This window comes from Thermophilibacter mediterraneus, from assembly GCF_900119385.1.
In the GTDB taxonomy this organism is placed as follows: domain Bacteria; phylum Actinomycetota; class Coriobacteriia; order Coriobacteriales; family Atopobiaceae; genus Thermophilibacter; species Thermophilibacter mediterraneus.
In genome coordinates this window covers 571260-584737 of record NZ_FPKO01000009.1, presented here as the reverse complement: position 1 = coordinate 584737, position 13478 = coordinate 571260, and the positions used below count along the sequence as shown (strand labels likewise).

At 66.4% G+C, this 13478-nt stretch carries 12 protein-coding genes and 2 tRNA genes; 10 read left to right on the top strand and 4 right to left on the bottom strand.

Annotation, left to right across the window (positions count from 1 at the left end):
• Window positions 1-16: 16 nt before the first annotated feature.
• From yidD to rpmH, 3 genes are read right to left on the bottom strand one after another with little or no spacing between them, the layout of a single operon-like run.
• On the bottom strand, window positions 17-235 hold the full coding sequence (yidD, locus tag BQ7106_RS07510) for a membrane protein insertion efficiency factor YidD (RefSeq protein WP_072373746.1): 219 nt from the start codon (window positions 233-235) through the stop codon (window positions 17-19).
• Window position 236: 1 nt separating this feature from the next.
• Window positions 237-557, bottom strand: coding sequence for a ribonuclease P protein component (gene rnpA, locus BQ7106_RS07505; protein ID WP_072373743.1), 321 nt, complete (start codon window positions 555-557; stop codon window positions 237-239).
• A 9-nt stretch (window positions 558-566) separates the two neighbouring features.
• On the bottom strand, window positions 567-701 hold the full coding sequence (rpmH, locus tag BQ7106_RS07500; protein ID WP_072373740.1) for a 50S ribosomal protein L34: 135 nt from the start codon (window positions 699-701) through the stop codon (window positions 567-569).
• 324 nt (window positions 702-1025) lie between these two features.
• Here rpmH and BQ7106_RS07495 point away from each other — a divergent pair, with 324 nt between their 5' ends.
• The 7 genes from BQ7106_RS07495 (at window position 1026) to gyrA (ending at window position 11799) form a co-directional block, all read left to right on the top strand.
• Window positions 1026-2144: an ATP-binding protein gene (locus BQ7106_RS07495; RefSeq protein ID WP_072373736.1), complete on the top strand. Its 1119-nt coding sequence runs from the start codon at window positions 1026-1028 to the stop codon at window positions 2142-2144.
• 65 nt (window positions 2145-2209) lie between these two features.
• Complete coding sequence (locus tag BQ7106_RS07490; protein ID WP_072373733.1) at window positions 2210-3769, top strand: DnaA ATPase domain-containing protein; 1560 nt, start codon at window positions 2210-2212, stop codon at window positions 3767-3769.
• 237 nt (window positions 3770-4006) lie between these two features.
• Complete coding sequence (dnaN, locus tag BQ7106_RS07485; protein ID WP_072373730.1) at window positions 4007-5107, top strand: DNA polymerase III subunit beta; 1101 nt, start codon at window positions 4007-4009, stop codon at window positions 5105-5107.
• A gap of 3 nt (window positions 5108-5110) precedes the next feature.
• Window positions 5111-6199: a DNA replication/repair protein RecF gene (recF, locus tag BQ7106_RS07480; RefSeq protein WP_072373727.1), complete on the top strand. Its 1089-nt coding sequence runs from the start codon at window positions 5111-5113 to the stop codon at window positions 6197-6199.
• Complete coding sequence (locus BQ7106_RS07475; protein WP_072373724.1) at window positions 6192-6749, top strand: hypothetical protein; 558 nt, start codon at window positions 6192-6194, stop codon at window positions 6747-6749. Before recF ends, BQ7106_RS07475 begins: the two co-directional genes overlap by 8 nt.
• Before the next feature lie 144 nt (window positions 6750-6893).
• Window positions 6894-8936, top strand: coding sequence for a DNA topoisomerase (ATP-hydrolyzing) subunit B (gene gyrB, locus BQ7106_RS07470; protein ID WP_072373721.1), 2043 nt, complete (start codon window positions 6894-6896; stop codon window positions 8934-8936).
• 136 nt (window positions 8937-9072) lie between these two features.
• A complete protein-coding gene (gene gyrA, locus BQ7106_RS07465; RefSeq protein ID WP_072375446.1) occupies window positions 9073-11799 on the top strand; it encodes a DNA gyrase subunit A in 2727 nt (908 codons plus the stop codon).
• A gap of 138 nt (window positions 11800-11937) precedes the next feature.
• On the opposite strand, the gene BQ7106_RS07460 is transcribed toward gyrA, so the two are convergent.
• Complete coding sequence (locus BQ7106_RS07460; RefSeq protein WP_240307458.1) at window positions 11938-12471, bottom strand: bifunctional nuclease family protein; 534 nt, start codon at window positions 12469-12471, stop codon at window positions 11938-11940.
• 136 nt (window positions 12472-12607) lie between these two features.
• Between BQ7106_RS07460 and BQ7106_RS07455 the strand changes: the two genes are divergently transcribed.
• From BQ7106_RS07455 to BQ7106_RS07445, 3 genes are all read left to right on the top strand, one after another.
• Window positions 12608-12684, top strand: a tRNA-Ile gene (locus BQ7106_RS07455).
• A gap of 71 nt (window positions 12685-12755) precedes the next feature.
• Window positions 12756-12831 (top strand) — tRNA-Ala (locus BQ7106_RS07450).
• Window positions 12832-12946: 115 nt separating this feature from the next.
• Window positions 12947-13369 (top strand): hypothetical protein, encoded by a 423-nt coding sequence (locus tag BQ7106_RS07445; RefSeq protein ID WP_072373715.1) that lies wholly within the window; start codon window positions 12947-12949, stop codon window positions 13367-13369.
• The last annotated feature ends 109 nt before the right edge of the window (window positions 13370-13478 follow it).

The window sequence follows — 13478 nt, the reverse complement described above, 5'->3', positions numbered from 1 at the left end:
CCTCCGCTCCGCCCCACTAGGGGACGGGATCGTATCCGCCTTCGTGCAGGGGGTGACACCTGAGAATCCTACGGGCGGCGAGCAGCGCCCCTCGTGCGAGCCCATAGCGCTCGATTGCCTGCCGGGCGTACTCCGAGCAGGTGGGGACGTAGATGCAGCGCGCACCCAAAAGAGGCGAGACCCGTCGCTGGTAAAAGCGAATGGCCGAGAGCGCCACACGGGCGCCGCCGGCCATCTCAGATCCCCGCCTTGTCGAGCAGCCTTCTCAGCGAAGCGGCGACCTGCTCGGGAGAGCTGTCGTGCGTCCGAGAAGTCGAGAAGAGAATGATGTCGAAGCCGTCCCTGGGGAGCCCGCACGCCCGCGCCGACTCGCGCAGGACGCGCTTGCACCTGTTCCTGAAGACCGCGTTCCCCAGTCTCTTAGCAGCGACGAAGGCGACCCTCCCCGGGACGCCCTCGTCGCTCGTCGCCACTCGTATGCGCAGGAGACCCTCGTTGTAGCGCCTCCCGCGTGAGAAGACCCGCTCAAAATCTCTTTTGGACTTGATGGTCTTCATCGGCCCTTGCTAGACGGTGAGACGCTTGCGGCCCTTGGCACGACGACGGGCCAGGACGGCGCGGCCGCCCTTGGTGGCCATGCGGGCACGGAAGCCGTGCGTGGTGGCGCGCTTGCGCTTGTTGGGCTGGTAGGTGCGCTTCATAGCTATTCCTCCCGGTTGTGGGTATAGACATCACCTGCAAATAGCTCAGAGATTGTAAAGGTCTTGCGGATTACCTGTCAAATTCTTCTCAAAAGAATCGAATTACCAGATGGTTCCACGCCTGTGGAATCTTGCACACGAAAGAATCCATCCTTGCATATGGATGAAAGATAACGCCGCAATGGTATGCTCTTTCCACGGGTTTCAGCCTGATATCCGCAGTTTTCGACAAGTTTTTGTCGCTTGTTGAAATCGTTCATCCATATCGGATTCTCACTGAAAAGTTTTCGACACGTGTTCATCGAATGTTGAAAGTGGGCAGCAATGGCGCGGGACTTCTACCCCTTTGTCGAGGATGACCCCACGGGTGGGGAGGGGACGGGCGGCACAGGGGCGCTCGAGGTCACCAATCCCGCGCGCATAGCCGTCTACGACGACGCGGCGGCGGCTCCGCGCGTCGTGGTGATTGAGCCCCGCGACGTCCGCGGCTTCCTCGAGGAGGTCACGGCAACGGTCACCAGGCTCGCCCGCGAGCAGGGGGGCACCATTCCGTTCATGGTGATACGCGAGGTCGTCGAGAACTTCGTCCACGCGTACTTCCAGGCGCCCACGATCACGATCCTCGACGGCGGAAACACCATTCGCTTCTCCGACCAGGGGCCGGGCATCCGCGAGAAGGACCGCGCGCTCGAGTACGGAACGACCTCGGCGACGGAGGAGATGCGCCACTACATCCGCGGGGTGGGCTCGGGGCTGCCATACGCCCAGCAGTACATGGTCGACAAGGGAGGAAGCCTCGAGATAGAGGACAACATCTCGGGCGGCACCGTCGTGACGATCTCGACCCAGCCCGCCGAGGGGGCCCGCGACGTCGCCAACATCGCTCAGCAGCAAGAGCCTCAGGTCCCGGTCGGGGTCCCGAGTCCCCAGGCGTGGGGCTGGAACCAGGTCGGCGCCCAGACCCAGGCGGCATGGGGGTGGCCGCAGCCCTTCTCCCCCCAACCCCAGCAGCCCTGGTCGCAGGCGGTCCCGCAGCCCTACGGGACGCAGGCCGCGTCCCCCTGGCCGTCGCAGGTCGCGCCCGGGACGGTGCAGGGCGCGTCCCCCTGGCCGTCGCAGGTCGCGCCCGGGACGGGCCCGCTGCCGCAGCAGGGGTGGCCCCAGGCGCAGGCGGCGCCCCTGCAGGCCCCTCCGGCGGCGTCCGCGGCAGAGGAGCTCGCCGCCCAGGTGGCCGCCTCGCTCGACGACCGCGGCAGGCAGGCGCTCTCCCTGCTCTCCGAGCGCGGGTCCGCGGGGCCGACCGACCTCGTGCAGGCCTTTGGCTCCTCGGCGGCGACGTGGTCGAGGACCCTCTCCGCGCTCTCGTCGCAGGGGGCGGTGCGCAAGGGAGGACAGAAGTATCAACTCACCGAATACGGCCGCGCCCTCGGAAGACACCTCTAGGTCAGTTATCAACAATCATCGCTATACTGAGAGACGCTGTTTTCAACAATCGAGAATGCGGACTCATGGAACTATCACTCGAATCTGACGCCGAGGCGCTGTGGCAGGACACGCTCGACCTTCTCGCCGCCCAGCAGGGGCTCCCCGAGTCGGTCCTCGCCATGCTGCGCAACTGCACGCCCGTCAGCATGGACGGGGGCGTGCTCAGGGTCACGACCCCCATGCGGCTCGTGCTCAAGACGGTGTCGAAGAACGCCGCCGCGGTCGAGACGTGCCTCACCCAGGCTGCCTTCGAGCCCATGCGGCTCGAGGTCTCCTTCGCCCCGGCGGGCGAGGCGAGCGCACCTACGCCCGCTCGGTCGAGCATGTCGCGCGCGGAGGTGGCCGCCTGGACCGCGGAGACGGGCGACGGCACCGCGGCGGCGCGGGTGCCCCGGAGCATCGTCGAGGACACCTGGGACGAGCGGCGCACCGAGGAGGCGCGCGAGGAGGAGGCCCGGAGGCGAAGGGCGAGGAACCCCCTCGTCGAGGACATCTCGGACGCCACCTCGAAGCTCACCTTCGAGCGATTCGTGCGCGGCGAGGAGAACGACATCGCCTACCAGGCCGCGCTTCAGGTCGCAAACGGCATGAACAGCACGTACAACCCCCTGTTCATCTACGGGAAGAGCGGGCTGGGCAAAACCCACCTCCTGCGGGCGATCCAGAACTACATCGCTCGGAACGACCCGTCTCGCCTCTGCGTCTATCGCGACGCCTCGAGCTTCATCACCGACTACACCGAGGCCATGCGGCACAGCGAGCGCTCAGCTGCCTCGGTGCTGCGCCAGAACTACGCGGACATCGACGTCCTCATCATCGACGACATCCAGAAGATGGTCGGCAAGGTCGGAACGGTGGGGTTCTTCTTCGACACCTTCAACGAGCTCATCGGAAACGGCAAGCAGATCGTGCTCGCGGCGGACCGCACCCCGGCCCAGCTCGGCCTCGGCAAGGACGGCTTCGACGAGCGCGTGACGAGCCGCCTGGGCTCCGGTTTCACCACCCCCGTGCAGGTTCCAAGCTACGAGCTCAAGCTCAGGCTCATCGAGGCCTTCTGCGAGCGCATGCGCGAGGACGCCGAGCGCGAGGACGTGCCCGCGCTCTCGGGGGAGGTCCCCCCGGACGCCATGAGCTACATGGCGGAGCTGGCCGGCACCAACATCCGCGTCATAGAGGGCTTCTGCCAGCGGTGCCTCTTCGCCGCGACCGCCGCCGAGGGGCGGGGATCGAGCATCGGCCGGGAGGAGATCGAGGGCATCGCCAAGGAGTGCTGGCCCTCCACGATGCGAAGCGTCTCCATCGAGGACGTCCAGAAGGCCGTCGAGAAGTACTACGACATCGACCATACCAGCCTCGTGGGCAACAAGCGCCACAAGGGCCTCATGGAGGCGCGCCACGTCGCCATCTGGCTGTCGCGCGAGCTCTGCGACCGGACGCTTGCGGACATCGGCAAGCACTTCGGGGGAAGGAGCCACGCCACGATCATGCACTCGATCTCGGTGATCGACGAGGCGCGTCGCGAGGACAAGGCCTTCTACGACAAGATCATGCAGATCAAGGACTCGATCACGGACAATCGATGAGATGTGGACAACCCTGTCCACTGGTTGTCGGAAACGGAGGAAAAGCCGTGCCACCATGTCGAAAAGGTTTTCAACACGAGCGTCGATGTTGATCGCAGATTATGGGCGTCGATGCTCCGAGGTTCTTCTCCATATGCTCTGAGCTGCTGAAACGACGAGTTCTTGCACTTTTCGACACCACTTATTACTACTACTGTTCTTAGGTATCTATATAGATAGAAGAGAAAGGGCGCCGCCGTGAAGTTCACCGTCAGCCAATCCTCCCTCCTGAAGGCCCTGGCCGTGGTGGCCAAGGGCATGGGCGCGAACTCGACCCTTCCCATCCTCTCGGGCATCTACGTCCGCGCGGCGGACGGAACGCTCGAGTTCCAGACCAACAACCTCACGATCTCGATTCGCCACCTCATCCCCGCGAACGTCGAGGAGCCCGGAGAGGCCGTGGTGTCGGGCAAGGTCCTCACGAGCATCGTCAAGACGCTCTCGGACGCGGCGGTCACCTTCGAGGGGAGCGACCGCACCCTCACCATCGCCTGCGAGAAGTCGACCTTCCGCCTGAACACGCTCAACCCCGCGGACTGGTCCGGATTCCCCGAGGTCGAGCCCGACCGCACGATCGAGCTCCCGAGCGAGCTGCTCTCGAGCATGGTCGACAAGGTCTACCGCGTGACCTCGAAGGAGACCTCACGTCCCATCCTGCAGGGAATCCTGCTCACCGTCGAGGACAACACCATCCGCCTCGTCGCGACCGATTCCTTCCGCCTGGCCGTCTGCGACTCCTCCGCGGAGGCGCCCGCGGGCGAGGCGTTCCGCGCCATCGTTCCGGGAACGGTCTTCCACGACGTGCTCACCATGCCCTCGATGACCGACTCGCTCTCCATCGGGACCACGGAGAGCCAGATCGTCTTCTCCTTCGGGAATACGACGTTCGTCTCGCGCCGCATTGAGGGAAACTTCCCGGACTACCGGCAGCTCCTGCCGCCGAGCTGCGCCACCGCCGTCGAGGTCGACGTGGCGGAGTTCTCCGCAGCGCTCAAGCGCGTCTCGGTGATCGCGCTGCAGAACGCTTCGGTTCGCTTTGACATCGATGCCGACGCGGGCCTCGTGCGCCTCTCCGCCCGCTCCCCCGAGCAGGGCGAGTCCTCGGAGACCATCGCGTGCGAGGTCGAGGGTCAGAGCCTCGCCATCGCGCTCAACTACCACTACGTGTTCGACTGCGTCAACGCGGTCTCCGGCAGCGGGGGGATGCGCCTCGAGCTGCAGGGCTCCACGCAGCCGGGCATCTTCAAGTGCAACGGCGCGGTCAACTACCTCTATCTCCTCATGCCGGTGCGTCTCTAGGCCATGGGCCTCGCCGTCACCTCCCTCGCCCTCGCCGACTTCCGGAGCTTCGAGCGCCTCTCCGTCGAGCTCTCGGGGGGCACCACGATCTTCGTGGGGCCCAACGCGGCGGGCAAGACGAACACCGTCGAGGCGCTCCAGCTGCTCACCTCGGGGCAGTCGTTCCGCCGTCCGACCCCCTCGCAGCTCGTGCGCGAGGGGGCGTCGTCGGCGCGCATCGACGCGCGGCTCGAGGGCGACGGGCGCGTGCTCGACGCCCGCTGCGACGTCACGCCCTCCCGGCGCCAGTTCTCGCGCAACGGCAAGCGCTGCCAGGCGGCCGACATGCCCGAGGCGCTCATGTCGGTGCTCTTCACCCCCGACGACCTCGCGCTCGTCAAGCGCGGCGCCTCGGTGCGCCGAGACGAGCTCGACGGCTTCGGCCGACAGGCGAACCGCGGGTACGCAAACGTGCTCTCCGCCTACCTGCGCTCGGTCGAGCAGCGCAACAGGCTGCTCAAGGACGACCTTCCCGACCTGGCGCTCCTCGAGGCGTGGGACGCCTCGGTCGCGCTCGGCGGCGCCACGCTGCTCCACGCGCGCCTGCGGCTCTTCGCTCGCCTCGCCCCCCGCGTCGCGGACGTCTACGAACGAGTCTCGGGGGGCGAGCGCCTCTCGTGCTCCTACGTCTGCACGCTCGGCGAGCACCTGGAGTCCCTCTCGCGCGACGAGCTTCGCGACGTGTTCCGCGAGCGGCTCGCCTCCTCGCGCGGCGAGGACCTGAGGCGCCGCCAGACGTGCGTCGGCCCGCACCGCGACGATGTGAGCTTTCTCGTCTCGGGCCGCGATGCGCGAGCCTTCGGCTCCCAGGGCCAGCAGCGCACCGTCGCGCTCGCCGTCAAGATGGCCGAGGTCGAGCTCGCGGGCGAGCTCGTCGGCTCGAGGCCCCTGCTGCTCCTCGACGACGTGATGAGCGAGCTCGACGCGGCGCGCCGCGACGCGGTGGTGTCGTTTGTCCGCGACGGGATCCAGACCGTGATCACGACGACCAACCTCGGGTACTTCTCCCCCGACCTGCTCGACTCCGCCGAGGTGGTGAGCTTTGGTGGCTGACCTCGCTCACCGTGGCCCGCGCAGCGAGCTCGAGGAGGAGCTCCTCAGGCGCGAGGTCAGCCCGACGCCCGTCGGGGACGTCTTCTCCTCGCTCATCGGGTCGCTCGACCGCGGAGGGGCCGTGCGTTCCACGTGGAGCGCGGGACGTGCGTGGTACGCCGTCAACGGCGACATCGAGCGCGCCCACACCACTGGCGTCTTCGTCCGCGATCCGGTGGGGCGCCAGACGCTGCCGACGCTCGTCGTCTACGTCGACTCCCGCGCGCGCGTGACCGACTTCACGGCCAATCGTGAGGTGTACCTCGCGCGCCTCGAGAACGCGGGCCTGCGCTTCGCGGGGGTCGTCTTCAGGGAGTCGCGCCGACGGGGCGAGGCGCGACCCTCGGCGTCCCGTCCCGTGCGACCGGCGGCCCCCGCGCCCCGCGCGCTCACGGAGGAGGACGAGCGAGCGATCGAGCGGATGTGCGCCAAGCTCCCGCCCGCGCTGCGCGACAGCGTCTCTCGGGCGATGAGAGAATCGTGGGAGACCGGGGAGCAGCGGAACAGCTAAATTCGTGAAGCCGTGCTCAGACGGCCCCTCAGCGCCTCACAAACGGATATCATTGCCCAGCTAGGCCGTTTTTGACCACGGCCCATACAAGAACGCCCATCCCAGGGCCCCGAGGGGCGGGATGCGTCGCGAGGAGGATAGCGCGTGGCAAGGAAGAACGAGAACGAGTACGGAGCGGGCGAGATCAAGATCCTCGAGGGTCTCGAGGCGGTCCGCAAGCGCCCGGGCATGTACATCGGAACCACGTCCGAGACCGGACTGCACCACCTCGTCTGGGAGATCGTCGACAACTCCGTCGACGAGGCCATGGCCGGGTTCTGCACCAAGATCAAGGTGACCGTCCACCCCGACAACTCCATCACCGTCGACGACAACGGCCGCGGCATCCCCGTCGAGAAGCACCCCGTCAAGAAGATCCCCACGCTCGAGGTCGTTCTCACGATCCTGCACGCGGGCGGCAAGTTCGACAACAACGCCTACAAGGTCTCCGGAGGCCTCCACGGCGTCGGCGTCTCGGTGGTCAACGCCCTCTCCAAGCGCCTCGTGGCGCAGGTGCGCCGCGACGGGAAGGTCTACGAGATGGCCTTCGAGCGCGGCAAGACCGTGCAGAAGATGAAGGAGGTCGGCTCCTCCAAGGCCACGGGCACCTCGATCACCTTCTGGCCGGACGAGGAGATCTTCGAGACCACCGTCTACAGCTACGACATCCTCTACAACCACCTGCAGGAGACGGCGTTCCTCAACAAGAACCTCAAGATCACCCTCGTCGACGAGCGCGAGCTCGTCCCGCGCACCGACGAGTTCTGCTACGCGGGCGGCATCATCGACTTCGTCAAGTTCCTCAACACCGAGAAGGACATCCTTCCCGGCCTCTCTCGCCCGATCTACATCGAGGGCCGCTCCGCCGCCGACGCGCCCGAGAGCCAGATGGGAGAGGTCGAGGTCGCCATGCAGTGGAACACCGGCTACTCGGAGCGGACCCTGTCCTTTGCCAACGACATCTACACCGAGGAGGGCGGCATGCACCTCGAGGGCTTCCGTACGGCCCTCACCAAGGTGGTCAACGACTACGGTCGCCGGCAGAACATCATCAAGGAGAAGGACGCCAACCTCGAGGGCGGCGACATTCGCGAGGGCCTCACGGCCGTCATCTCGGTGAAGCTCCCCGACCCGCAGTTCGAGGGCCAGACCAAGGCCAAGCTCGGCAGCTCCTACATGCGCACCCTCGTGAACCGCATCGTCTCTCAGGGCCTCGCCGAGTACCTCGAGGAGCACCCCAACCAGGCCAAGGAGATCCTCAAGAAGGCGAGCCAGGCCGCCAAGGGCCGCCTCGCCGCCCAGAAGGCGCGCCAGGCGACACGCCGCAAGAGCCTGCTCGAGAGCGCGGCGCTGCCCGGCAAGCTCGCGGACTGCTCCGTGCGCGACGCCGAGATGACCGAGCTCTTCATCGTGGAGGGCGACTCCGCCGGCGGCTCGGCGAAGGACGGTCGTCGCAGGGACATCCAGGCAATCCTGCCCCTGCGCGGCAAGATCTTGAACGTCGAGCGCGTGGGAGACCACCGCGCCTTCTCGAGTGACACGATCCAGTCGCTCATCACCGCCATCGGCACCGGCGTCACCACCGGCGCGGGCGACGGCGGCGACTTCGACCTCTCCAAGGCGCGCTACCACAAGATCATCATCATGACCGACGCGGACGTCGACGGCGCTCACATCCGCATCCTGCTGATGACGTTCTTCTACAAGTACATGCGCCCCCTCATCGACGCCGGCTACGTCTACATCGCCACCCCGCCGATCTTCGGCGTCAAGGTGCGCAACAAGATCCACTACGTCTACCCCGACGGCAAGACCCCCGAGGACGAGCTGCTCCGCCAGACCATCCGCAGCCTCGGCCTCAACCCCGACGAGGAGGACGACACGGACAAGTCCCAGGCGTCCATCAAGGGGTCCGGCCGCAAGCGCAAGGGGTACTCAGTCCAGCGCTACAAGGGCCTCGGCGAGATGGACCCCAAGCAGCTCGCCTCCACCACGATGGACCCCAAGACGCGCATCCTGCAGCGCGTGACCATCGAGGACGCCATGACGGCAGACCGCGCCGTCCGGGAGCTCATGGGCAACCAGGTCGAGTATCGCCGCGACTACATCGAGAAGCACGCGCACGACGCCCGCTTCCTCGACGCGTAGACAAGGGTGTGCAAAGGGGACAGTCCCTTTTGCACACTGAGAAGCATGTGCAAAAGGGACTGTCCCCTTTGCACACCCAGAAGAAAGGCCACACGTGGCAGAAGATCAGAACAGCAGCATCGGCGGCGGCGCGGAGATGCCCGAGGACCTGAGGCGTCTGCTCGCGCGCGCCGAGCAGGGCGAGGACGGCGCGGACGTCTACGTCGAGGGCGACCCCGACGACGAGGAGGACGTCGACGACGAGGAGCTCGAGGAGAGCTTCGGCGCGAACAACCGCGGCGAGGACGCCGGCGAGACGGACATCAACGGAGGGTCGCTGCAGGTCAGCGAGTTCGGGCAGGAGATGAAGCAGAGCTTCATCGAGTACTCGATGTCGGTCATCACCGCCCGCGCCCTGCCCGACGTGCGCGACGGCCTGAAGCCCGTCCACCGCCGCATCCTCTACGCCATGAACGAGTCGGGCATCTTCCCCAACCGCCCGCACAAGAAGTCGGCCTGGACGGTCGGCGAGGTCATCGGCAAGTACCACCCGCACGGAGACTCCGCCGTCTACGACACCATGGTCCGTCTCGCCCAGTGGTTCTCCATGCGCACGCCGCTGATCGACGGGCACGGCAACTTCGGCAACATCGACGGCGACGGCGCGGCGGCCATGCGATACACCGAGAGCCGCCTCGCCAAGCCCGCCATGGAGCTCCTGCGCGACCTCCAGAAGGACACCGTCAACTGGCAGCCCAACTACGACGAGTCGCTCGCCGAGCCCGTCGTGCTTCCCGCGCGCTTCCCCAACCTGCTCGTGAACGGCTCGTCGGGCATCGCCGTCGGCATGGCCACCAACATCCCGCCGCACAACCTCTCCGAGGCCATCGAGGCCACCTGCGCCTTCATCGACAACCCCGACATCACCGTCGACGAGCTCATGCAGGTCATGCCCGGTCCCGACTTCCCCACCGGCGCCATCATCATGGGCTCCGACGGCATCCGCCAGGCGTACGAGACCGGCCGCGGCTCGATCACCATCCGGGCGAAGGCGCACGTGGAGTCCACCAAGACCGGCCGCAGCCGCCTCGTCTTCACCGAGATTCCCTACCAGGTGAACAAGGGGACCCTTCAGGAGAAGATCGCCCAGCTCGTCAACGAGAAGCGCATCGAGGGCATCTCCGACATGCGCGACGAGTCCACGAGCAAGGGCATCCGCCTCGTCATCGAGCTCAAGAAGGGCGTCGTGCCCGAGGTCGTCCTGAACAACCTCTACAAGTTCACCTCGCTGCAGACGACCTTTGGCGTCAACAACCTCGCCCTCGTCGACGGCGTCCCCCGCTGCCTTTCGCTGCGCGAGATCCTGCGCCACTACGTCGACCACCAGGTTGACGTGGTCACTCGTCGCACGCGCTACGACCTCAAGAAGGCGCAGGCCCGCGCCCACATTCTCGAGGGCTACCTCATGGCCCTCGATCACATCGACGAGGTCATCCACATCATCCGATCCTCACAGACCGATACCGAGGCCTCCCAGCGGCTCATCGCCCGCTTCGGCTTCTCGCCCGAGCAGACCCAGGCCATTCTCGAGATGCGCCTCCGTCGCCTCACCGGCCTCGAGCGGGACAAGATCGAGGAGGAGCTCGACGGGCTGCGGCGCGCCATCGCCTACTACGAGGACCTGCTCGCGCACGAGGAGAAGATCCTCGGCGTGATCAAGGAGGAGATGCGCGAGATCTCGCGCAAGTTCGGTGACCGCCGCCGGACCGAGATCGGCGGCGCCGTGAGGAACCTCGACGTCGAGGACCTCATCGCCGACGAGGACATGGTCGTCACGATCACCCACACCGGCTACATCAAGCGCATTCCCGTGGCGACCTACCGCTCCCAGAAGCGCGGCGGGAAGGGCGTCCAGGGGCTCAGTCTCAAGGACAACGACTTCGTCGAGGACCTCTTCGTGGCGAGCACCCATGACTACGTCCTCTTCTTCACCAACCTCGGCAAGGTGTACCGCCTCAAGGTCCACGAGCTGCCCATCGGCAGCCGACAGGCCCGCGGCTCGGCGATCGTCAACGTGCTGGCGCTCGCGGAGGGCGAGCACCCCACGGCCGTCATCACCACGCGTGAGTTCCCTGCGGACGAGTACCTGATGTTCGCCACCAAGGACGGCATGGTCAAGAAGACGTCCATGAGCGAGTACGACAAGTCTCGCCGCGACGGGATCATCGCCATCAACCTGCGCTCCGGGGACGAGCTCGTCAACGTGAGGAGGGTCCGCCCGGGCGAGAAGGTCATCCTCGTCTCCACCGACGGAAAGGCAATCCTCTTTGACGAGTCCGAGGTTCGCTCGATGGGTCGCAACACCTCCGGCGTGAGGGGAATCACGCTCAAGGGTGACGCGCGCATGCTCGGCATGGAGATTACCAACGGCAACGGCGACCTGTTCGTCATCACCGAGAACGGCTACGGCAAGCGCACGCCCGTCTCCGAGTACCCGGAGCACAAGCGTGGCGGGCAGGGTGTGTTCACCATCGCCATGACTGCCAAGAAGGGCAACCTCGTGGCCTGCCGCGTGGTCGGTCCGCAGCACGAGCTGATGATCGTCTCGAGCGAGGGCGTGGTCATCCGAGTGAAGTCCGGCGACGTGAGCCGCCTCGGACGCTCCACCCAGGGCGTCAAGGTCATGAACATGGTCGAGGGGGACCACGTGAGCGCGGTGGCGCGCATGGTCGCGCGCAAGAAGAAGGCCCCCAAGCGCGATGACGCGCAGGGGATGCTCGACCTTGCGGCCGCCGGGGCCAAGGACGCCGACGAGCCCGAGTCCGTCGACATCGGCGGCGACGAGGAGCTCTCGGGAGACCTGCTCGACGAAGAGGAGGAGTAGGCCTCGGGGCGGGCGGCCCCGTGAAATCGTAACGAGGGGAGGCCCCCGGATCATCTCCGGGGGCCTCCCCTCGATTTCTCGATGTCAGGCAGTGCCTCTGTCCGTGCCAGCGAGTTTGCCCCGCCGCCGCGGACCGTGCTACTCCTCGTCCTTCTCGTCGTGGGCCACGTTGAAGTCCTCCGGGGACAGGCCCTCGACGAAGGCGTGGAACTCCTCGAGCTCGTGCTCCTCCTCCCTGCGCTCCACGCCGCGGAAGTCGGGAAGCGCCGCCGTCTCGAGCACGGAGTCCTCGGCGTACACCGGGACGTCCTCGCGAACGGCGAGCGCCAGCGCGTCCGAGGGGCGGGCGTCGACGTAGACCCGCTCCCCGTCCGCCCTCACGAGCTCGAGCTGCGCGAAGAACGTGGTGCCCTGCACCGCCATGATGCGGACGCTGGAGAGCGTGCCCCCGAGGATGGAGATGGTGGAGGCGAGAAGGTCATGCGTCATGGGTCTCCCGCCCGGCCGCTCCCTCACGCCCATGCTGATGGCGGTGGCCTCGACGGATCCGATGCGGATGGGCAGCTCGAGGCCCTCGCCGTCACGGCTGTCATGGGTTCGCAGAATCACGAGCGACGCGACGGGACCTCCGCCCACGACCACGCTCGAAATGTCCATTCTCTTGAGTGGCACGTTTCTCCTCCTGTTCTTCTGAACGCATATCCTACCCAATTGCGCAGCTCAGGGAACGTCCTTCATGCAATCGGAAAGAAATCGAAAAAAGTCGTTGACGGATTGGCGCATGCCGTGTAAAGTATCTTCTCGCGTTGGGCCTGTAGCTCAGTTGGTCAGAGCGTCCGGCTGATAACCGGGAGGTCACAAGTTCGAACCTTGTCAGGCCCACCACTTCCTGACAATAGTCGCCCCAGCGTTTGCCGAGTCGCCGCTGGGGCGATTATTATATTTCAGGACCATGAGGGGACATAGCTCAGCTGGGAGAGCGCGGGCTTTGCAAGCCTGAGGTCGTGGGTTCGAACCCCATTGTCTCCACCAGAGTCAAGCGAGCCGGGGCGCGTGCGCCCCGGCTCTTCCTTTTGGGTCCCGGCGCCGTCGAGGTTCAGCGGCGTGCGGTATCATCGCAGCAGAAACGCTGACGTGAGAGGATGCCATGGCACAGGACAAGCCCCTTCGGGAGGGCGTCTCCCCAGAGACCGACGAGCTCGCGAGCACGCTCATGGGCGCGGCGCTCGATCTGCTCGCCGCCGGAGAGCCCTTCGAGGTCCTCCTGGCCGTCCAGGACGGCGCCGGAGCCGTGTCGAGCCTTGAGTTCGAGGACGACGGCCCCGAGGCCTGCCTCGATGGCGCTCGTGAGCGCGTGCGGGCAAGCGAGGGCGCCGTGCGCTACGCGATAGCCTACGAGGGCGCCGTCGAGGTCGAGGGCGGCGGCTACTCTGACGCGGTGCTCCTCGAGTTTGGGGAGCGCGGATACCGCGCCTACTCCGCCTACTCGCTCGTCGACGGCAAGGGCACGGGGGATCGCTTCACGTGGACCGACCCCGCCCCCGCCGGCGAGATGGAGCCGCTCCTCTAGCCGCCTTTGGCCGCGGAGTCCCCTGGAGCTTGGAGAAGGCGTGATAGAGACGTCCTGAGCTGCGGATAGGACCCGTCGTTCCCCGCTTGCGCTGTATAATGCACCGGTT

Coding starts and splice junctions, on each gene's coding strand:
- yidD (WP_072373746.1), bottom strand. CDS start 235: ATGGCCGGCGGCGCCCGTGTGGCGCTCTCGGCCATTCGCTTTTACCAG.
- rnpA (WP_072373743.1), bottom strand. CDS start 557: ATGAAGACCATCAAGTCCAAAAGAGATTTTGAGCGGGTCTTCTCACGC.
- rpmH (WP_072373740.1), bottom strand. CDS start 701: ATGAAGCGCACCTACCAGCCCAACAAGCGCAAGCGCGCCACCACGCAC.
- BQ7106_RS07495 (WP_072373736.1), top strand. CDS start 1,026: ATGGCGCGGGACTTCTACCCCTTTGTCGAGGATGACCCCACGGGTGGG.
- BQ7106_RS07490 (WP_072373733.1), top strand. CDS start 2,210: ATGGAACTATCACTCGAATCTGACGCCGAGGCGCTGTGGCAGGACACG.
- recF (WP_072373727.1), top strand. CDS start 5,111: ATGGGCCTCGCCGTCACCTCCCTCGCCCTCGCCGACTTCCGGAGCTTC.
- gyrA (WP_072375446.1), top strand. CDS start 9,073: ATGCCCGAGGACCTGAGGCGTCTGCTCGCGCGCGCCGAGCAGGGCGAG.
- BQ7106_RS07445 (WP_072373715.1), top strand. CDS start 12,947: ATGGCACAGGACAAGCCCCTTCGGGAGGGCGTCTCCCCAGAGACCGAC.